The 19870-nt window shown below is 59.9% G+C and carries 16 protein-coding genes; 6 read left to right on the top strand and 10 right to left on the bottom strand.

All coding sequences use genetic code 11. From position 1 onward, the window contains the following. Positions 1–62 precede the first annotated feature (62 nt). Positions 63–1439: a multicopper oxidase family protein gene (locus U6037_RS23325; RefSeq protein WP_322844688.1), complete on the top strand. Its 1377-nt coding sequence runs from the start codon at positions 63–65 to the stop codon at positions 1437–1439. Further along, on the top strand, positions 1439–1939 hold the full coding sequence (gene tadA, locus U6037_RS23320) for a tRNA adenosine(34) deaminase TadA (protein WP_322844687.1): 501 nt from the start codon (positions 1439–1441) through the stop codon (positions 1937–1939). Before U6037_RS23325 ends, tadA begins: the two co-directional genes overlap by 1 nt. A gap of 268 nt (positions 1940–2207) precedes the next feature. On the opposite strand, the gene cmoB is transcribed toward tadA, so the two are convergent. From cmoB to U6037_RS23280, 8 genes are all read right to left on the bottom strand, one after another. After that, positions 2208–3164 (bottom strand): tRNA 5-methoxyuridine(34)/uridine 5-oxyacetic acid(34) synthase CmoB, encoded by a 957-nt coding sequence (cmoB, locus tag U6037_RS23315; protein ID WP_322844686.1) that lies wholly within the window; start codon positions 3162–3164, stop codon positions 2208–2210. Then, the gene (gene cmoA / locus U6037_RS23310; RefSeq protein WP_322844685.1) at positions 3161–3940 is read right to left on the bottom strand and encodes a carboxy-S-adenosyl-L-methionine synthase CmoA; all 780 of its coding nucleotides are present in this window, start codon (positions 3938–3940) and stop codon (positions 3161–3163) included. Before cmoA ends, cmoB begins: the two co-directional genes overlap by 4 nt. Positions 3941–4066: 126 nt before the next feature. After that, positions 4067–4711, bottom strand: coding sequence for a lysoplasmalogenase (locus tag U6037_RS23305; RefSeq protein WP_322844684.1), 645 nt, complete (start codon positions 4709–4711; stop codon positions 4067–4069). 2 nt (positions 4712–4713) lie between these two features. Then, positions 4714–5106 carry a protease inhibitor I42 family protein gene (locus U6037_RS23300; protein WP_322844683.1) on the bottom strand — a complete coding sequence of 131 codons (393 nt, stop codon included), beginning with the start codon at positions 5104–5106 and terminating at the stop codon, positions 4714–4716. Positions 5107–5371: 265 nt separating this feature from the next. Next, a complete protein-coding gene (gene lon / locus U6037_RS23295) occupies positions 5372–7789 on the bottom strand; it encodes an endopeptidase La (protein WP_322844682.1) in 2418 nt (805 codons plus the stop codon). Positions 7790–8684: 895 nt separating this feature from the next. Next, entirely contained in the window at positions 8685–9059 is a 375-nt protein-coding gene (locus U6037_RS23290) for a DUF6124 family protein (RefSeq protein ID WP_322844681.1), read from the bottom strand. Between the two features lie 543 nt (positions 9060–9602). After that, positions 9603–12014 (bottom strand): glucose/quinate/shikimate family membrane-bound PQQ-dependent dehydrogenase, encoded by a 2412-nt coding sequence (locus U6037_RS23285; RefSeq protein WP_322844680.1) that lies wholly within the window; start codon positions 12012–12014, stop codon positions 9603–9605. A 216-nt stretch (positions 12015–12230) separates the two neighbouring features. Then, complete coding sequence (locus U6037_RS23280) at positions 12231–13592, bottom strand: carbohydrate porin (RefSeq protein WP_322844679.1); 1362 nt, start codon at positions 13590–13592, stop codon at positions 12231–12233. Positions 13593–13892: 300 nt separating this feature from the next. Here U6037_RS23280 and U6037_RS23275 point away from each other — a divergent pair, with 300 nt between their 5' ends. Both U6037_RS23275 and U6037_RS23270 read left to right on the top strand, forming a co-directional pair. Next, positions 13893–14123, top strand: a complete 231-nt coding sequence (locus U6037_RS23275) for a VF530 family DNA-binding protein (RefSeq protein WP_007916799.1) — start codon at positions 13893–13895, stop codon at positions 14121–14123. Position 14124: 1 nt separating this feature from the next. Further along, positions 14125–14766, top strand: coding sequence for a Pr6Pr family membrane protein (locus U6037_RS23270; RefSeq protein ID WP_322844678.1), 642 nt, complete (start codon positions 14125–14127; stop codon positions 14764–14766). A gap of 102 nt (positions 14767–14868) precedes the next feature. On the opposite strand, the gene U6037_RS23265 is transcribed toward U6037_RS23270, so the two are convergent. Continuing rightward, complete coding sequence (locus tag U6037_RS23265) at positions 14869–15657, bottom strand: siderophore-interacting protein (protein WP_322844677.1); 789 nt, start codon at positions 15655–15657, stop codon at positions 14869–14871. Further along, positions 15654–16229, bottom strand: a complete 576-nt coding sequence (locus U6037_RS23260) for a PadR family transcriptional regulator (RefSeq protein ID WP_322844676.1) — start codon at positions 16227–16229, stop codon at positions 15654–15656. The genes U6037_RS23265 and U6037_RS23260 overlap by 4 nt, the downstream gene beginning before the upstream one ends. A 510-nt stretch (positions 16230–16739) precedes the next feature. On the opposite strand from U6037_RS23260, the gene U6037_RS23255 reads away from it, so the two are divergent. Both U6037_RS23255 and U6037_RS23250 read left to right on the top strand, forming a co-directional pair. Then, the gene (locus U6037_RS23255) at positions 16740–17231 is read left to right on the top strand and encodes a CS1 type fimbrial major subunit (protein WP_322844675.1); all 492 of its coding nucleotides are present in this window, start codon (positions 16740–16742) and stop codon (positions 17229–17231) included. 113 nt (positions 17232–17344) lie between these two features. After that, a complete protein-coding gene (locus U6037_RS23250) occupies positions 17345–19867 on the top strand; it encodes a CS1-pili formation C-terminal domain-containing protein (RefSeq protein WP_322844674.1) in 2523 nt (840 codons plus the stop codon). Positions 19868–19870 lie beyond the last annotated feature (3 nt).

Below are 19870 nucleotides of genomic sequence, written 5' to 3'. Positions count from 1 at the left end.
ATCGTATTCGCCTTTTACGGGCCTTCAGGGGTCTGTCGCTGATACGTGAGGTAGTTGAGTTCATGTCCTTTACCCGTCGCCAAATCCTCGGTGGCCTGGCCGGTCTTGTTGTCGTTGGTGTCGGAGCGGGGGGCGCGTCGCGTTATTGGCTCGGGAAAATGGCTGACGCTGAGGCTGGGCACGATTACGAGCTGATCGCCGCGCCACTGGACGTGGAGCTGGTGCCGGGGCACAAGACCGAGGCTTGGGCATTCGGCCCGTCGGCGCCGGGCACCGAGTTGCGCGTGCGTCAGGGTGAATGGCTGCGGGTGCGCTTCATCAACCATCTGCCGGTGGCGACGACCATTCACTGGCACGGCATTCGTCTGCCGCTGGAAATGGACGGCGTGCCGTACGTGTCGCAACTGCCGGTGTTGCCGGGCGAGTACTTCGATTACAAGTTCCGCGTACCGGATGCCGGCAGCTACTGGTATCACCCACACGTCAGCAGCAGCGAAGAACTCGGGCGGGGGCTGGTCGGGCCGCTGATCATCGAAGAGCGCGAGCCCACTGGTTTCAAGTACGAAAAGACCCTGAGCCTAAAGAATTGGCACATTGATGACGAAGGCAATTTCGTCGAGTTCAGCATTCCCCGTGAAGCGGCGCGTGGCGGCACGGCGGGGCGTTTGTCGACAATCAACGGTGTGCCGACCCCGGTGATCGAACTGCCGGCCGGGCAGATCACCCGGGTGCGTTTGCTCAACCTCGACAACACGCTGACTTACCGCATCAACATTCCCGGCGTTGAAGCGAAGATTTATGCGCTGGACGGCAACCCGGTCGAGCCGCGCCCACTGGGCAAGGAATACTGGCTCGGCCCGGGCATGCGCATTTGCCTGGCAATCAAGGCGCCGGCAGCGGGTGAAGAGTTGTCGCTGCGTAACGGCCCGGTGCGTCTGGGCACGCTGCGTTCGGTGGCCAATAACGATGCGCCGACTGACTGGCCGAAAGCGCTGCCGGCCAACCCGGTAGCAGAGCCGGACCTGGCCAAAGCCGAGAAACTCAACTTCAATTTCGAATGGGTCGGTTCGGTGTCGGTCAATGTCGACAACGGCAGGCCGCCGAGCCTCTGGCAGATCAACGGCAAGGCTTGGGACATCACTGACAAGACCTGTGCTGATCGACCGATTGCCAGTCTGAAACTGGGGCAGAGCTACATCTTCGAATTGAAGAACATGACCCAGTATCAGCACCCGATCCACCTGCACGGCATGAGTTTCAAGGTGATCGCGTCGAATCGGCACAAGATTATTCCGTACTTCACCGACACTTATTTGTTGGGCAAGAACGAGCGCGCGCAAGTGGCGTTGGTGGCCGATAATCCCGGTGTGTGGATGTTCCACTGCCACGTGATCGACCACATGGAAACCGGCCTGATGGCCGCCATCGAGGTGAAGTGATGCGCCAGATTCGCCCTGCGGCGATCGTTGACCGCAGCCGTGACCGTGATTTCATGCGCGAAGCCCTGGCCCTTGCCGCGCAAGGTGCTGCGCTGGGTGAAGTGCCGGTGGGTGCGGTGCTGGTGCAGGACGGTGAGATCATCGGGCGCGGTTTCAACTGCCCGATCAGCGCCAGTGACCCGAGTGCCCATGCGGAGATGGTCGCTATCCGCGCGGCCGCGCAAGCGGTGGATAACTATCGGCTGCCGGGAAGCACCCTGTATGTGACGCTGGAACCGTGCAGCATGTGCGCCGGTTTGATCGTGCATTCGCGGGTGGCGCGGGTGGTGTACGGCGCGCTGGAGCCGAAGGCGGGGATTGTGCAGAGTCAGGGGCAGTTTTTCACCCAGGGCTTTTTGAATCACCGGGTGTTGTATGAAGGCGGGGTGCTGGCGGAGGAATGTGGCGCGGTGTTGACCGAGTTCTTCCGCGCCCGAAGAGCCAAAAGCCCCTCACCCTAACCCTCTCCCGGGGGGAGAGGGGACTGACCGAGCTGGATGGGCCAAGTCCGTCGACCTGAGATACCGAGTCGAACTCAAGTTTTGAAAAGCTCAACGATCAGCTCCCTCTCCCAGAGGTACAGGGGACTGACCGAGGTGATTGGTAGAAATATGGCGACCAGGATATCGAGTTGAGCCCAGCTATTGAAAAGCCCAAAAGTCGGCTCCCTCTCCTTGGGGAGAGGGCTGGGGTGAGGGGTGGGCTCAGCGCGGTGTTTGAGAGGTTGGATTACTTCTTCGCGACAATCACCGCACGCATCGGTGCTGGCAATCCTTCAATCGTTTTGCTGTGATCTTCCGGATCAAGGAAATCACTCAACGACTGATACTTCATCCACTCCGTACCACGCTGCTCTTCAACCGTTGTCGTGCTGACATCCACGCAACGAATGTCGGTGAACCCCGCACGACGCAACCACAACTCCAGCGCCGGCACCGACGGCAGGAACCACACGTTACGCATTTGCGCATAACGATCTTCCGGCACCAGCACCTGATGCTTGTCGCCTTCGACCACCAGCGTTTCCAGCACCAGCTCGCCGCCCTTGACCAGGCAATCTTTCAGCGCCAGCAAATGCTCGATCGGCGAACGACGGTGATAAAACACGCCCATCGAAAACACGGTGTCGAATCCTTCCAGATTCGGCGGCAGGTCTTCGAACGGGAAGGGCAGGTGCCAGGCATTTGGCTCTGACAGATAGCGTTGCACGGCCTGGAACTGGCAGAAGAACAGCCAGTTTGGGTCAACACCAATCACGCTGTCCGCACCGGCACCGAGCATGCGCCACATGTAGTAACCGTTGCCGCAGCCGACATCGAGGATGCGTTTGCCTTTCAGATCCAGATGCGGTGCAACCCGTGACCACTTCCAGTCCGAACGCCATTCGGTGTCGACGTGCACACCAAACAAATCGAACGGCCCTTTGCGCCACGGCGACAGGCCCATCAATGCGGTGTGCATCTGCGCGCGGGTTTCATCGTCGCAATCGGTGTCGAGTTTCAAACCGTTGAGCAGATCGATTTCGCTCGGCTGAATCTTCGGCAAGGCATCCAGCGCACTTTGCCAGCGCTCCAGGTCGCCGTGACCTTTCTCCATTTTCTTGTCGAGTTGCGCTTGCAGGGTGTTGGCCCATTCGGCCAGCGGTGTACCGGCCAGACGGCGGGCGAGGGGGGACAGATCAATCATGGCAAGGCAATCAACGAGGCAAAGTTAAGACACTGGAACCACGGCACGACTTTCGAGAACCCGGCGGCCAACAGACGATCGCGGTGTTCTTCGAGGCTGTCGGGCTTCATGACGTTTTCGATGGCGCTGCGCTTCTGGGCGATTTCCAGTTCGCTGTAGCCGTTGGCGCGTTTGAAGGCGACGTGCAGATCGGTGAGCAACGCATGTTCTTCGGCATCGTTGAAGCGCAGCTTCTCCGACAGAATCAACGCGCCGCCCGGCAGCAACGATTGGCGAATGCGCGAGAGCAGCGCAGTGCGTTGATCCGGGGCGATGAATTGCAGCGTGAAGTTCAGCGCCACCACCGAAGCAGGCTGGAAATCGAGGGCGAGGATGTCGCCTTCGATCACTTCCACCGGCAGCAACTCCTGGAACATCGAGTCCTGACCGTTGAGGTACTCGCGGCAGCGTTCGACCATCGCCGCCGAGTTATCCACCGCGATAACCCGGCAACCGTCCGTGCGCACATGACGGCGCAGGGCTTGAGTGACCGCGCCCAGCGATGAACCGAGGTCGTAGAGCACGCTGTTCGGCTGGGCGAACTGCGCCGCGAGCACGCCGAGGTTTTCGACGATGGTCGGGTAACCCGGCACCGAGCGCTTGATCATGTCCGGGAACACCCGCACCACGTCTTCATTGAAGGCGAAGTCAGGCACCTGGGCCAAAGGCTTGGCGAAAATACGATCGGGTTCTTTGCTCACGGCGGTTCCGGCGGTGTCGGGGGAAAAGGCCGGCATTTTAGCCAAAGTGGCGGCGGGATGCTTGGGTTGTCTGATAAAGCGGCAAATCAAAAGATCGCAGCTCTCGGCAGCGCCTACATGGGAATGCGGTTTTCTGTAGGAGCTGCCGCAGGCTGCGATCTTTTAAAGGCTAGCGCGTTTGCTTTGGGAGAACGCGGAGGCCGCAATGCCCCACTGGCCCAGCCAGTAGCTGAGGATGATGATGTATGGCGCGGCGTGGAATGGCGATACAAAGCGATCAACGCCGATCACGCTGTCAGAGAACACAAACGCCAGCGCACCGCCCGCCGCCAACAGTGCCGAGCGTTTCGGCACATCTGTACCGAGGCGGGCAAGGGCGCGCCAAAGCATCGCGCTGATCGCCGTGCCGTAAACAATCACCGGCACCAGCAACGGCCCGAGCCCACTGGAAATCAGAAGCCCCAGCAGCACCGCACCGACTGCGAGGGCAAGTACCAGCGGCAATATCGCCAGACGCTTGCAGTCACTCAGATAAGCCTTCAGGTACGCCAGATGCGCGACCAGAAACGCGCCAAGACCGAATACAAACAAATCCCCCGGCCACGCCAGCAACACATCACCGAGCAGCGAGAAAATCAGGCCGAGGCTGATCCAGCGCCGGTAGTCGCTGGGCGGTGCATCGTGCAGCCAGCCGAGCAGCGCCAGCACCGGCAACGGTTTGACCAACAGACACAGCAACGCTGCATGCGTGCTGACACCGTAGAGAAATGTCACCGCGCCCATCAGCGCCAGAATCAGCCAGCCCACGATCAGTTCACCGAAATGGCGCAGTCAAAGGTTTCCACCGGCAACACTTCTGGTGCCCACGGCTGCTGCGAGGTCAGGCGCAGACGCCCTGTGCCGGGGGCAAAAGCCTGGAAGCGCCAGGTCGACAGACCCGCAGCACCAACGACACCAGCATCTTCCGGATTGCTGTAGACCTCGGGGCTGAGCGCGCGCAGCACGCCACCGGCGGAATCCTGAATGGCCCAGCGATAACCCGTGGTCGGGTTGCTTGGCAGCATGATGATGAGGTTTTGCCCGTTGGTGAGCCGTACGGGGCATTCGCTTTGTTTTTCCACGGTCACGTTGTGTTTCGGTTGCGTGGCGCAAGCGGCCAGCAACGAGAGGGCGAAGGGGAGAAACAGGCGAGTGGGGGACATAAGGTCAGCGGCTCCGGGCGTTCACGACGAACGGCGAGCATAACTGAAGATGAGACAAAGTGTGACAACGCCAAGCCCTCACCCTAGCCCTCTCCCAGAGGGAGAGGGGACTGATCGGGGGATATTGGCGAGGTACGCCGACCTGAGCGTGCGTCAGCGAATCCATAATCGACCCGGTGTTTCAGGTCGGCGCATAGCGCAAGACCGCTCGGTTGGCTCCCTCTCCTGGGGGAGAGGGCTGGGGTGAGGGGCTACCGGCTACCGGTCAGAACAGTACCTTCGCCACATCGGCAAACCGCTTGGCGAAATGCACGGTTATACCTTCCTTCAGATAATCCGGCAGTTCCTCAAAGTTACCCCGGTTCGGTTCCGGCAAAATCAATTCGAAAATCTTCTGCCGCCGCGCCGCAATCACCTTCTCGCGCACGCCGCCAATCGGCAGTACATGCCCGGTCAGGGTCAGTTCACCAGTCATCGCCACACCTTTTTTCGGCGGCTGATTACGCGCAAGCGAGAGCAGGGCGCTGGCCATGGTTACGCCGGCGCTCGGGCCGTCTTTCGGCGTTGCACCTTCGGGTACGTGCAGGTGGACGAAGGCTTCGTCGAAGAACTTCGCGTCACCGCCGAATTGTTTCAGGTGCGAGCTGACATAGCTGTAGGCGATCTCCGCCGATTCCTTCATTACATCGCCCAGTTGCCCGGTGAGTTTGAAGCCACGATTGAGCGTGTGGATCCGCGTCGCTTCAATCGGCAAGGTTGCGCCGCCCATGCTGGTCCAGGCCAGGCCGGTAATCACGCCAGTGCCGGACAGCACTTGTTCGTTGCGGAATACCGGATGGCCGAGTGACGCTTCGAGGTCTTTCGGCCCGAGTTTGATCACCGCTTTCGGCTCGTCGATGAGTTTCATCACCGCTTTGCGCACCAGTTTGCCCATTTGCTTCTCGAGCTGGCGCACGCCGGCTTCACGGGCGTAACCGTCGATCAAGGCTTTGAGCGCGCTGTCGCTGATGCTCAGGCTGCCCTTGGACACGCCGGCCTTTTCCAGCAGTTTCGGCCACAGGTGACGCTTGGCGATGGCGACTTTCTCTTCGGTGATGTAGCCCGACAGGCGAATCACTTCCATGCGGTCGAGCAACGGCCCCGGAATCGAATCGAGGGTGTTGGCGGTGCAGACGAACAGGACTTTCGACAGGTCCATGCGCAGGTCGAGGTAGTGGTCGAGGAATTCGACGTTCTGCTCCGGGTCGAGGGTTTCCAGCAGTGCCGAGGCCGGGTCGCCCTGGTAGCTCTGGCCCATCTTGTCGATCTCGTCGAGCATGATCACCGGGTTCATCACTTCGACATCTTTCAACGCCTGCACCAGTTTGCCCGGCTGTGCGCCGATATAAGTGCGGCGATGGCCCTTGATCTCGGCTTCGTCGCGCATGCCGCCGAGGCTGAAACGGTAGAACGGCCGGCCGAGGGATTCGGCGATGGATTTGCCAACGCTGGTTTTACCCACGCCCGGCGGGCCGACCAGCAGCACGATGGAACCGCTGATCTCACCTTTATAAGCACCAACGGCGAGGAATTCGAGGATGCGATCCTTGATGTCATCGAGGCCGGCGTGGTGTTTGTCGAGGATTTTGCGCGCGTGCTTGAGGTCGAGTTTGTCCTCGCCGTAGACGCCCCACGGCACCGAGGTCGCCCAGTCGAGGTAGTTGCGGGTCACCGCGTATTCCGGCGAGCCGGTCTCGAGGATCGACAGTTTGTTCATCTCCTCTTCGAGGCGTTTCTGCACCTGCGCGGGGAGGACTTTGCCTTCGAGGCGTTGTTCGAACTGTTCGAGGTCGGCGCTGCGGTCGTCTTTGGTCAGGCCGAGTTCCTGCTGGATGACCTTGAGTTGTTCCTTGAGGAAGAACTCGCGCTGATGCTCGCCGATCTTGCGGTTAACTTCCGCCGATATCTCTTTTTGCAGGCGCGCGACTTCGACTTCCTTGCGCAGCATCGGCAGGACTTTTTCCATTCGCTTGAGCATCGGCACGCAGTCGAGCACGCCTTGCAGCTCGGGGCCGGTGGCGGAGGTCAGGGCGGCGGCGAAGTCGGTCAGCGGCGACGGGTCGTTGGGGCTGAAGCGGTTGAGGTAGTTTTTCAGCTCTTCGCTGTACAGCGGGTTGAGCGGCAGCAGTTCTTTGATCGCGTTGATCAGCGCCATGCCGTAGGCCTTGACCTCGTCGGTCGGCTCGGTGGGCTGGTGCGGGTATTCGACTTCGACCAGATACGGTGGGCGGTGGTGTTTCAGCCAGGTTTTGATGCGCACGCGGCTCAGGCCTTGGGCGACGAATTGCAGTTTGCCGTTTTCGCGGCTGGCGTGGTGGACTTTGACCAGGGTGCCGTATTGCGGCAGGGCGCCGGTGTCGAAGTGGCGCGGGTCTTCCTGGGGCGTGTCCATGAAGAACAGGGCCAGGGAGTGGTGTTCGGATTTGCTGACCAGTTCGAGGGTTTCGGCCCACGGTTCTTCGTTGACAATGACCGGCAGGACCTGGGCTGGGAAGAACGGGCGGTTGTGGATCGGGATGATGTAGACCTTGTCCGGCAGGTTCTGGCCGGGCAGGGCGAGGCCTTTGCCGCTGGAGGTGTGTTCGATGTGTTCGGCTTCGCTGTAGTCGTCGGGGTTTTCCGGGAATTCTTGCTGGTCGCTCATGGGGCACCTGCGCAATGGGGTATGGGTCTTAGATGGGGCAGGCTGTTGGTGGTTTCAATGGCGGGGGATGTTTCTGCTTGTGTGTTCAGGGTTTTGACAGGCGTCACGCTTTGGGGTTGGCGGCCTTTGGGCCGACCATGTTCTTTGGGGTTGGTGTGTATATCCGTTGCTGCGGTAACGGCTGCTTAGGGTTTCGCCCTGACGGCGACTCACTTTTTTGACAAACGCCTCAAAAAAGTAAGCAAAAAAACGCTTGCTCCTACGTGCGGCCCGCTCGCTGGGGCTCGGGGTTCCTTCGCTCCGGGATCGATCCGGGGGGCATCGCCTACGGTTTGCTTCGCTGCACCTCCTCTCGATGTGTTTGGCTGCGCCAAACGGTCGCTGCGCTCCCACCCCCGGATCAATCCCTCCACTCAGCCTTCCGACGTCGCTCGTGGATCAAGATCAAAAGCAGGCGAGCTGACACTCGGCCTATTGAGTGGTGAAGAGCGGGTGTTCGGCTTTGGATTTGTGGTGGATTTTCCCCTCACCCCAGCCCTCTCCCGAGGGAGAGGGAGCCGATTGGTGGGCCTCTCAAAATTTGCGTTCAACTCGGTATTGCACGTCGGCGTACCTCCCCCAAACACCTCGATCAGTCCCCTCTCTCTCCGGGAGAGGGCTAGGGTGAGGGGCTTTTGATCTGATTCAGAATCTGAGTTCAACTCGGTATTGCACGTCGGCGTACCTCCCCCAAACACCTCGATCAGTCCCCTCTCTCTCCGGGAGAGGGCTAGGGTGAGGGGCTTTTGATCTGATTCAGAATCTGAGTTCAACTCGGTATTGCACGTCGGCGTACCTCCCCCAGACACCTCGATCAGTCCCCTCTCCCTCCGGGAGAGGGCTAGGGTGAGGGCTTTTAGCTGTGTGGCGGAGGTTGGGATATTTCGTGGTTGTCCAGCACGCGATTCACGGCCAGTTCGGCGAGCATGATGATTTGCTGAATCGCCAGAATCGTGCGCCGTTGCGGCAGGTCGATGTAGGCGGCGATGTCGCTGGTCATGAGGCTGGCCTGGGCCAGGGATTCGCAGGCGTGTACCAGAAGGCTTTCGCTGTCCTGCTCGGGGGCGACCTGGAACATGGTGCTGGGTTTGTGGAAGCGCAGGGTTAAGGCATTGGGCTTGAGGTAGTGGTCGAGGGCGCGTTCGGCGGCTTCATGGAATTTCTTGGAATCAGGGGATTCGTAGGGTGAGGTGTCGTCGGTTTCTGGCGGATTGGGTGTTGGCTTTTTCATAGTGAAACTCCGAATGATAAGTGGGGCTATCACTCTCAATCACCGCGACGCGACGGAGGGTGGCAGCTGTACGCGGGTTCGCGGACCGAGCCATTCGGCAATCTCGGCATACCCGAAGGTATCCCGCGCACAGCCACCATCAAACCAGACAACAAGCACCTGAGCGCTCCAGTTTGGGCCGGCGATTATGCATCAAATCGAATGAACTGCTCGGGCCGCGACGCCCGTTCGCTGAATTTGCAGCGACCCCCCGAGCCTATCCAGCCGATTTCCGAGGCACAACCGACGCGACTTGTCGGAAAACTCCGCGCAATTAGCGGCGTCTGTAGGACGAGCGAAATTCCTACAACCCACGCTGATCAAACTGTGGGAGCTGGCTTGCCAGCGATTGCGGTCTATCAGCCGGCCTATTTGCTGACTGACCCACCGCTATCGCTGGCAAGCCAGCTCCCACAGGTTTCTTTGGTGGACTCAGAAGTTGCGTGCACAAAAAAGGCGATGTCCCTCACGAGACATCGCCTTTTCATTTACCGCCGCTAAATCTTATTCCGGCAGTTTGTACGCAATCACATAGTCACCCATCTTGGTGCCCAGCGAACCGTGACCACCTACAACCAACAGAACGTATTGCTTGCCGTCCTTGCCGGTGTAGGTCATCGGAGTCGCTTGGCCACCTGCCGGCAGACGCGATTTCCACAGCTCTTTACCGCTGTTCACGTCGTACGCGCGCAGGTACTGGTCGAGGGTGCCGCTGAGGAAGCCGACGCCGCCAGCCGTGACCATCGAGCCGCCCATGCTCGGCACGCCCAAGGTGAAGCCGATCGGGATTGGCGAGCTGTCGCGGCTGGTGCCGTTTTTGCGTTTCCACACGACTTTGCCGGTGGTCAGGTCGATACCGGCAACGTAGCCCCAGGCCGGGGCCTGGCACGGTACGCCGAGTGGCGACATGAACGGGTGCATGATCACGGCGTATGGCGCGCCAGTGTTCGGTTGCACGCCAGCGGTTTCGCTTTCGCGTTTGCTGCCGGCGGCGACTTGCTCGCGTGGCACCATTTTCGAAACGAAGGCCATGTAGTTCGGGCTGGTGAACAGCATTTGGCGAACCGGATCGACCGAGACGCCGCCCCAGTTGAACACGCCGACGTTACCCGGGTAGATCAGGCTGCCCTGTTCCGACGGCGGGGTGTACTGGCCTTCATAACGCAGTTCTTTGAACTGGATGCGGCACAGCATCTGGTCGAACGGGCTCGCGCCCCACATGGCTTTTTCGGTGAGTTCCGGGGCCAGCAGGTTGAGGTCCGAACGGGCCTGGGTCGGTGCGGTGTGGTCGCCTTTCACGGCGCCCTGCGGTACCGGGATTTCCTTGATCGGGATGATCGGCGTGCCGTCACGACGGTCGAGGACGTACAGGCTGCCCTGTTTGGTCGGAGCGATCAGCGCCGGTTTCACGCCGTCGGCGGTTTTCATGTCGAGCAGGGTTGGCTGGCTGCCAACGTCCATGTCCCACAGGTCGTGGTGGGTGAACTGGTAGTTCCAGCGCACTTTACCGGTGGCCAGGTCGAGGGCTACGACGCCGGCGCTGAATTTCTCGGCGCCCGGGGTGCGGTCAGCGCCCCACTGGTCTGGGGTCTGGTTGCCCAGTGGCAGGTAGACCATGCCGAGTTTTTCGTCGACGCTGGCCAGCGACCACATGTTGGCCGAGTTGCGGCTGTAGGTTTCGCCCGGAGCCAAAGGCTCGGTGGCGTCTGGCTTGTCGCTGTCCCAGTTCCATACGAGGTGGCCGTCGCGCACGTCGAAAGCGCGAATCACGCCCGATGGCTCGTTGGTCGATTCGTTGTCGGTGACGTGACCGCCCATGATCACCAGATCACGGGTAATCGCCGCTGGCGAGGTGGAGTAGTAACCACCAGCGGTGAACGGGCCGATGCCTTGGGTCAGGTCAACCACGCCTTTGTTGCCGAAGCCTTCGCAGATCTTGCCGGTGTCGGCGTTCAGAGCGATCAGACGGGCATCAGCGGTTGGCAGGTACAGACGACGCGGGCAGGCCTGAGCAACGGCTTTGCCAGCTTCGGAAATCACCGCCGAGGCTGCGTTTTCAGTTTTCGCGTAAGCGGCTTCGTCGTAGTACGACACGCCACGGCAGGTCATGTGCGCGAAGCCTTTGAAGCCGACCGGGCTCTTGATCTGCGGGTCGAAGCGCCACAGTTCTTTGCCGGTGTCCGGATCCAGGGCCAACACTTTGCTGTGCGCGGTGCAGGCGTAGATCATGCCGTTGGCTTTCAGCGGAGTGTTTTCGTTGGTCAGCTCGACCGGGTCATCCGCCGTTGGCAGGTCGCCGGTCTGGATGCGCCAGGCTTCTTGCAGCTTGCCGACGTTGGCCGGGGTGATCTGCTTCAGCGGCGAGTAACGGTCACCGAATTCGGTGCGGCCATAGGCCTGCCAGTCGCCATCCGGCATCGCTGGTGCGGTGCTGGTGGTGTCTGCGGTGTCGCGACCCAGTTCGCCGAAGGTTTCGCCCGGATGGGTGAACAGGCTGATCAGCGCAGTGAGGCCGGCCAGCACCACGGCCACGGTCAGGCCGCGAGTGCCCATCGGCGCCGGGCCGTCAAGCAGCAGTGGACGACGGAACCACGGCAGCAGCATCACGAAGCCGAGGACAAACCACAGGGCCAGACGTGGCACCAGTTGCCACCAGTCCAGACCGACTTCCCACAGCGCCCAAACGGTGCTGGCGAACAGAACGATGGCGTACAGGCCCAGCGCTGCGCGACGGCGCATCAGCAGCAGGATGCCGCTCAGCGCAATGCCAATACCGGCCAGCAGGTAGTACAGCGAGCCGCCAAGCATGCTCAGCTTGACCCCACCGGCCAACATGGCCAGGCCCATCAGTAGAAGCAGAATGCCGAGCAGGCTCGGTAGCAAACGGCCCCGACTCGAAGCACTTTCGGTGCTCATAGTGTGATTCTCCGTGACGTTTTATGTAGTCCCGCGCTGTAGTCACTTTAGATGACGATTTGGCACAGGCATGGTTCAGATAAAAACTTGTCTGGCTAACGAATTTCATGTGGGAGCGAGCCTGCTCGCGAAAGCGGTGTGTCAGACGACTTCTTTGGTGAAGTTGAAATTGCTTTCGCGAGCAGGCTCGCTCCCACATTGGATCTCAGTAATTTTTTAGAACGAGGACTGGATCTTGATCCCGCCGATCAGGGCGTCGTCGACGTTGTTCACGCCACCGGGGTGGCGGATGTATTGCAGGTTGGGGCGTACGGTCAGCCAGTTCGTTACATGCACGCCGTAATACAGCTCGGCGCTGTATTCGGTGTCCTGCGGCGGCAAAAAGGACGGATCGTCATAGTCGTAAACCGCGTTGGCCTGATTGCTCGCTTCGGCGTTTTTGCGGAAGGCCGGGTTGACGTGCACGCGGGCGAGGGCGAAACCGATGTCATCCTTGGCGCGCGCGTCGAACGGGCCTTTGTAGGTGATGCCGGCCTGCACGTAGTTGTCGATCGCGTTGGTTTTCTTGTCGTGCATGGTGCCGTTGGCGAACACGCTCAGACCGCGCGAGTTGTCGCTGGCCATGCTGGTGATCTGCTGCTGAATGCCCAGCCACACACCGTGCTTGCTCGACGCGCTGCGGTAGGCTTCGCCGCTGAGGGCGGCCGGTTGGCCGTGGCTGTCTTTATAGACGTCGCTGGCCTTGGCGTTGCTGTAGTAGTAACCGGCGCGATATTCACCCGGCAGGCCGTTGAGTTTCGGCGTCCACACCAGTTCGATCGGCAGGATTGCGCCCTGGGTGCCGCTGCCGCTGAGTTTGAAGCCATTGCCGCGATCAAGGTTCGAAGGGTTCTGCTCGTACGCGCCGACCTGTGCGTACAGCTCAGGAGTCAGGTGATATTTGACGCGCAGCGCCCATTGGCTGACCGGCCAGTTGTACCAGATGCCGCCGACCCAGTTGCCGACCTGCGAGCCGCAGAACGCGAGGTTCTGGAAGTCGCACGGGAAGCTGTTGAAGTCTTCGCCTTCGCCGAAACGGCCGACTTTGATGTCGAGTGTCTGATCGAAGAATTTCTGCTGGTACCACATCTGCGTCAGACGCGTGGTCTGGCCACGGCCCCAGACTTCCTGCGCCGAGGTGAAGCCACCCACGCGCGGGTCATTGATGCGGTCGTTGCTGATGTTGTTGCCGCTGCGTTTGGTGATGGTCAGTTGAAACTCGGCGTCGTCCCAGCCAAGGATCTTTTCCAGGTCCAGATGCGTGCCCAAGCCGAACTGATCGCTGTAACGCGCAGTGCGGTCGTGGTCGTAGCCGCCGTGCAGGTTGCTGCCCATTTCGCCGGTGTAATCGAGCTTGAAGTCGTAGCCTTTTTCCGAGAGTTCGGTGCGCGTGCCGTTCCAGTCACCGAGCATGTACGGTGATTCGCTGTCGAAGGCGGGCGCCGCTTGTGCGCAAGCAGCGAGGCCGAGGGCGGTGCAGCCACCAAGGATGCGCAGGGTTGAGATAGCGCTGTCTCGGGAGAAGGAAAAATCGGGCATGGCTAAGTCTTTTTTTGGTGTTTTCGGGGTGCGGGCTGAGTGCTTCAATAAGTCGCAGGCAGTGAAGCGATTCAGCGGAAGGGCGGCAGGATAATGATCTGTTACAAAAAGACAAAGGCCTTTTGTGAACATGCAGCATTTCGGATTCGGTAACAGTGCGGCAAACGGGCGCATTGTGAGGCGGGTCGTGGCCTGCGATCTTTTCAGGTTGGCCTACATTTGAAGTCAGGCCTTCCACCCGACCAGCCCCTCGGCTAAGGTGCGCGGCTTCTGCATTTTCACTTCGCCCAAAGGCCTGGCATGAACGAACAAACCCCCGATCCACTGCACGGCGTCACCCTCGAACAGATCCTCAATGCACTGGTGAGCCATTACGAATGGTCGGGGCTGGCCGAGCGCATCGATATTCGCTGCTTCAAGAGCGATCCGAGCATCAAGTCGAGCCTGACGTTCCTGCGCAAAACCCCGTGGGCGCGGGAGAAGGTCGAGCGTCTGTACGTGAAGTTGATGCGCACCAAGCGACCGCTCTGACATGGACGCCGGTTGTTGGCGCCGCCGCCTGATCACCTGCGCAGCCATATTGGGCTGGGCAGGGTTGGGTATTCAGCTGTACCTGATTTTCTTCGCGCGCTTGAGTGTCGGCGCCAGCCTGTTGGGCGGGTTGGTGAGTTTTTTCAGTTACTTCACGATATGGACGAATACGCTGGTGGCGACGGTGCTGACGTGTGCAGTGACCGAGCGTGAGTCCGCTGCACGTCGCTGGTTTTTACAGCCGTGGGTGAGCAGTGGGATTGCTGTGAGCATTGTCGTGGTCGGTCTGGCCTACAGCCTTTTGCTGCGGCATTTGTGGCATCCGCAGGGTTGGCAATTTATCGCTGACGAGTTGCTGCACGACGTGATGCCATTGTTGTTTCTTGGCTATTGGTGGGGATGCGTTCCGAAAGGCACGTTGCGCTGGTGGCATCTGCCAGTGTGGCTGATTTATCCGCTGGTGTATTTCATCTATGCCTTGCTGCGCGGGCATTGGCTCGGCGCGTATGCGTATCCGTTCATTGATGTGGCGGTGTTGGGTTATCCACAGGTGCTGCTCAATGCCGGGGGGATATTGCTGGGGTTTGTGGTGATTGGCTTGATCGTCATCGGTCTGGATCGCTGGCGGCCAGTACGAAGTTAAAGTTCATGTGGGAGCGAGCCTGCTCGCGAAAGCGGTGTGTCAGTCACCATGGATGTTGAAGGTGCTGACGCATTCGCGAGCAGGCTCGCTCCCACAGGGTTCTCATTCCTCTTCGGGAGTGCCTTCGGCGCGCCAGTAGCCGACGGCTTTGATCAGTTGCTCATCCAGCCCGTGCTCATCGATCAGCACCCGGCGAATCTGCCGTGAAACTTTCGTTTCGGTCGCCACCCACGCATACAGACTGCCCTTGGGCACCTGCAACTGCTTCACGGTGGTCAGCAGGTTGTCCCGGCCCCCTTCGCGCAACACCCAGATCACATTGACCTGCGCCGGGCTTTCCAGCACTTGCTGCTCGGCGCCGTTTTCCACCTCAATCACGACCAGCGCCTTGCGATTGGCCGCCAGGCCTTCGAGGCGACGGGCGATGGCGGGCAGGGCGGTTTCGTCGCCAATCAGCAGGTAGCTGTCGAAAATGTCCGGCACGATCATCGAACCGCGCGGGCCGCCGATGTGCAGGAATTGCCCCGGTTTGGCTTGCTCAGCCCAGGTCGACGCAGGGCCGTCGCCGTGCAGAACAAAATCGATGTCCAGCTCCAGCGCATCGAGGTCATAACGGCGCGGGGTGTAGTCGCGCATCTCTGGCTTCGGCCCGTCGTCCTTGCCGGCGCCGAGCACCATGGTCTCCAGCGCGGCCACCTGTTCGGCGTTCTGCGGGAACAACAGTTTGACGTGATCGTCCGTGCCCAAGCTGATAAACCCGGCCAGCTCCGGCCCGCCGAGGGTGATGCGGCGCATGCGTGGGGTCAGGTCGACCACGCGCAGCACTTCGAGCTTGCGGCGTTTGATTTCGTGCATCACGCGGTGAATGGTTTGGGTATCGACTGCAGTCATTCGGCTTTCTCCGGGGCAGGTTGAACGGCAGGGCCGTCGACGATGGCTTTGGCGGTGTCGTTGAGCAGGTCACGCACGCGCAGGATTTCGTCGGCGCTCCAGCGGCCATGGTGCATTTGCAGGGCATGGCGCAGGTTGTGTACCGCTTCGTGGATTTCCGGCGGCCGATCATGGCCACGCAGCGAACGTTTGCTGACGTCGATGCGCATGCGTACACCGTCCAGTGCCACGGCTTGTTCGCTTAACGACAAACGACCGGCCTCGGTGACGCTGTAGCGTTTTTTACCGCCCTCGGCGTCGCCAGTGATCAGCTCGCTCTCTTCAAGAAAGGTCAGGGTCGGGTAGATCACCCCGGGGCTGGGGCTGTAGGCGCCGTCGAACATGCCTTCGATCTGGCGGATCAGGTCGTAGCCGTGGCACGGCTGTTCGGCGACCAGCGCCAGCAACAGCAATTTCAGGTCACCGGGGGCGAACACTCGGGGGCCACGGCCGCCGCGCTCGCGTCCGGGGCGCTTCTCGAAGCCGTCACGGCCATCGCCGTGTTCGCGGTGGGGGGAATGATGGTCTCTCATTTCTGTCTTCTCTCGTCGTGTTTAGATACAACTTAAGATATATCTTTAGCCTTGCGCAAGACGTTTTTCCCGGCGCGATGACCTGGGCTGACGAGCGGCAGCGATCCCTCGAATGCAAGCGATGATTTTTCAGACGGGTTTTGCAAGGGATAACCTGGAAGTTAAAGTCATCGCTCTATTTGCTGTAGAGTATATGTTCTAAATAACTGCAAGTTACCGTGCTCTCGGGGTGAAGTTACTGTATGGTTTTTTAACTTAAACTGTTTGTAGGGCATAACTTACAGTTACTGTTTCGGATATCGTTTTTTTGTTCTTTTTTCTTGCGGGTCATGAGGTTGTTTAACTACGAAGTTGTCGGAAGTTGCCTGCTTACTTTCCAGAGTTAACAGTCGATGATGCTCCGGCATTGAAAGTTCAAGTTCACCTGGTTCAACTCGGGCAGCGACTCGGGCAGGTATTTTCTTGAACTTTCAATGCTCATCCCCCTATCAAGAAAACAGGTACATAACGATGTTCAAGAAATTCGCAATCGCCGCTCCACTGGCTCTTCTGGCACTGGGTTCCACTGGCGCATTCGCCGCGGGAGAAGCGTCGCACTCGATCAGCCTTGTCGCTCATGTGCCGACCAACGGTTTCTATGTGGTGCCGACCGATCCGGATCTTGTCAACAAGGACCAGGACATGAGCTACCAGCCAACCACTGGCAAGATGCGTGATGTCAATGGTTTCTTCGACGTGCGCAACAACAACGGTTCGGTACACGCCAGCCTCGAAAGTCAGCCGAAACTGGTCGCGGGTAATACTTCGATCGACCTGCAAGTCCTGCTCAACAACAAGGAACTGACTCTCACCCCGCAAATGGTGGTGGGTGAGTCCGAGTCCGACGTCAACTACCGCGCACCGCTGAAAATCACCGCACGTGGCAGCAACTTCCAGCCTGGCGATTACACCGGTTCCGTGGCGATGATCTTTGATGCCGTGCCACCGGTTGCGACCAACTGATCACAGTGATCGGGCACTAAGCGTGCACTTTTACACGTCGCGCTGACCGACGGGGCAGGCAGCAGTGCCTGCCCCGGCGGACTTTCCTTGTTTGTAAATCAGAGTACGAGTTCATGTTCCCGATGACACCCATCGCGGCTGCGCTTGCGCTGTTGTTTTGTGCCAGCGCAGCCGTGGCGTCCAACTCCGCCGGTACTACACCACGCAGTCTGCTGGCGCAGGCCAAAGGTTTACCGGCAGATTTCGAAGAGCATTTCTTTGATGTGCCTCTGGCGGTACGGGTCGAAGTCGACCAGCAACCGCTGGGTGAGGCCATGGTGGTGTTGTCCCGCGACGATCGCATCACCCTGCTCGAATTCACCGACACCAGCGAAAACCGTTTTGGTCCCGCCGAACGCGAAAAGTGGGCGAGCTTTCTTAAACCCGGCGCAGCGCTGGGTGCTTGCAGCGGTTCTTGCCCGGACCAGTTTCTGGCGGTGCACTACAACCTGGAGAGCTCGCTGGTCTCGATCGTCACCGAAAACGCCGAGCGCGATGTCGAGGCCAAGCGTTACTACGATCAGCCCGACGGCGGCAGTCATGGCTTGATGGTGCGCAATCAGCTCAATCTCAATGGCGGCCAGGACCAGGATCTCGGCGGACGCTTCGGCCTCGAAGCCACCTCGAGTCTGGGTAATTGGAGCCAGACGCTCAACTTGCAAATGGCCCGTCTCGGCGGTCCGGATGACAAGCTTTATCATGCGGTGCATGAGTTGCACACCCAGCGCGAACTGCAAGGCAGTTTTTTCCGTCTGGGCTATTTCACCCCCAATTCCGAAGGACTGACGCGCCAGCCGCGCACGTTCGGCACCAGCCCCGATACCGCTGTCGGCGTGATGTATGGCAGCTCCGACAGCCTGGCCATCAACAGTGCGATGCCCAGCGTTTATCCGATTTATGTCACCGCCAATCGCCAGGGCTCGGTGGAGATCTGGCGCGATGGCCTGTTGATCAATACCCAATCGGTGCCAGCCGGTTTGCAGACCCTCGATACCCGCCCGTTGCCCGGTGGCATTTATGAGGTGGAAGTACGGCTGATCGAGGACGGCCAGATCACGTCCACCACTCAGGAGCTGGTGTACAAGCCCAACAACTGGCGCAACCTCGATGAACGCTGGCGCTACAACGTGTTTGCCGGCGAAGAAAGCAAGCTGCTGAGCAACTGGGATACACAGTCCAGCGGTAGCCCAACGGCCGGTGCATCGCTCAATTATCTGTTACACCCGCGGGTGATTCTCGGGCTGTCAGCGCGGCATATCCGTGAAAAGCTGCAATACGGCACGTCCATCGACTGGACGCTGGCCAATCACATCAGCCTGTATGCCAACGTTTACAAGACCGAGGACTATGGCACCGGCCTTGACCTGCAAAGCCTCTATAACTATGGCTCTGGCAGCATTGTGGTCAGCCATACCCGCAGCTGGCTCGACACCACCAATACCTACGACACCTTGCCGGACGGCACACGGGTTCGCCCGCGCAATGTGTTTATCGGCCAGACCAGCAATTCGTCGCTGGCGCTCAATCATCGCGTCAACAGCAAGAGTTCGGTCAATGCGCGGGTCTCGCACAGTGAAGGCAACGTCGAAGGCATGGGCGTGGATCTTGGCTGGACCCAGCGCACTGTGTTGTTGGGCAGCGATGCCAGTTGGCGTTTGTCGGTCTTCGACAGGCCTGGCAGTTTCAGCAGTGGCGATGCGCGCAATCGCGGGGTCGACTTGAGTGTCAACCTGGCGCTCGGCGCACCCGGTCAACAGATCACCGGCAGCATCGGTTCACGCACGGCACGTGATGGTGCGCGCGACAACAATGCTTCGCTCGGCTGGCGCAAGGAACTCAAGGATCACGTACTGCAAAGTGTATCCGTCACCGCGTTGACCGACACCTATGGCCTGGGCATGTCCAGCCTGGCGCATTTCCGTACCGATGCGGTCAATGGCGACGGTTTTATTCAGCGCTCCTCCTACAACGGCAACTTCACCGGTGGCCTCAACGTTGACAGCACGCTGGTGGTCGGCGCGCAGGAAATGCTCATGACCAGCCAGAGCGAAGTACGTGGCGCCGGGTTGATCGTTGATGTCGAGTCGGACATCGAAGACATCGTTTTGCGCGCCGACGACTACACCGGCAGCGGCGCGGCGTTGAAGCCGGGACGCAACTTCATTCCCATCACCGCGTACCGGAACAGCTCGGTGAGTTTCGACTTCGAAGGGACGAGTGTCCCGGCAGCCACCATCGAACCGGCGCGCACGCGGTATCACCTGAACAAGGGCGGCGTCGAGTACCGCAAGGTCCGCGTGATGAGAACCCTGACCGTGCTCGGTCGTCTCGTCGACGAACAGGGCCGGCCGCTCAAGGGGCACCACGTGATCAATCACGCCAGCCGTGGTGTCACCGAAGTGGACGGCTTCTTCTCGATGGAGATGAATGCCGGTTCGCCGACGCTGGAAGTGCGCCAGGGCAATCAGTTGCTGTGTCAGTTCCGCCTCAATGCCGACAGTCATCGCAGTGAAAACAACGTGCTGATGATCGGTGACCTGCGCTGTACGCCGGACACCTTGGCCGATGTCACGTCCACCGAACAGAAGGCGGGTTGAATC

Source organism: Pseudomonas sp. B33.4 (assembly GCF_034555375.1).
Lineage (GTDB): Bacteria > Pseudomonadota > Gammaproteobacteria > Pseudomonadales > Pseudomonadaceae > Aquipseudomonas.
Note: the sequence above shows the minus strand (reverse complement) of the source record. Positions and strands in the feature narration are given on the sequence as shown.

Coding starts and splice junctions, on each gene's coding strand:
- U6037_RS23280 (WP_322844679.1), bottom strand. CDS start 13,592: ATGCCCGATTTTTCCTTCTCCCGAGACAGCGCTATCTCAACCCTGCGC.
- cmoA (WP_322844685.1), bottom strand. CDS start 3,940: ATGCCGGCCTTTTCCCCCGACACCGCCGGAACCGCCGTGAGCAAAGAA.
- U6037_RS23285 (WP_322844680.1), bottom strand. CDS start 12,014: ATGAGCACCGAAAGTGCTTCGAGTCGGGGCCGTTTGCTACCGAGCCTG.
- U6037_RS23275 (WP_007916799.1), top strand. CDS start 13,893: ATGAACGAACAAACCCCCGATCCACTGCACGGCGTCACCCTCGAACAG.
- U6037_RS23250 (WP_322844674.1), top strand. CDS start 17,345: ATGTTCCCGATGACACCCATCGCGGCTGCGCTTGCGCTGTTGTTTTGT.
- cmoB (WP_322844686.1), bottom strand. CDS start 3,164: ATGATTGATCTGTCCCCCCTCGCCCGCCGTCTGGCCGGTACACCGCTG.
- U6037_RS23265 (WP_322844677.1), bottom strand. CDS start 15,657: ATGACTGCAGTCGATACCCAAACCATTCACCGCGTGATGCACGAAATC.
- U6037_RS23300 (WP_322844683.1), bottom strand. CDS start 5,106: ATGTCCCCCACTCGCCTGTTTCTCCCCTTCGCCCTCTCGTTGCTGGCC.
- lon (WP_322844682.1), bottom strand. CDS start 7,789: ATGAGCGACCAGCAAGAATTCCCGGAAAACCCCGACGACTACAGCGAA.
- U6037_RS23290 (WP_322844681.1), bottom strand. CDS start 9,059: ATGAAAAAGCCAACACCCAATCCGCCAGAAACCGACGACACCTCACCC.
- U6037_RS23270 (WP_322844678.1), top strand. CDS start 14,125: ATGGACGCCGGTTGTTGGCGCCGCCGCCTGATCACCTGCGCAGCCATA.
- U6037_RS23260 (WP_322844676.1), bottom strand. CDS start 16,229: ATGAGAGACCATCATTCCCCCCACCGCGAACACGGCGATGGCCGTGAC.
- U6037_RS23325 (WP_322844688.1), top strand. CDS start 63: ATGTCCTTTACCCGTCGCCAAATCCTCGGTGGCCTGGCCGGTCTTGTT.
- tadA (WP_322844687.1), top strand. CDS start 1,439: ATGCGCCAGATTCGCCCTGCGGCGATCGTTGACCGCAGCCGTGACCGT.
- U6037_RS23255 (WP_322844675.1), top strand. CDS start 16,740: ATGTTCAAGAAATTCGCAATCGCCGCTCCACTGGCTCTTCTGGCACTG.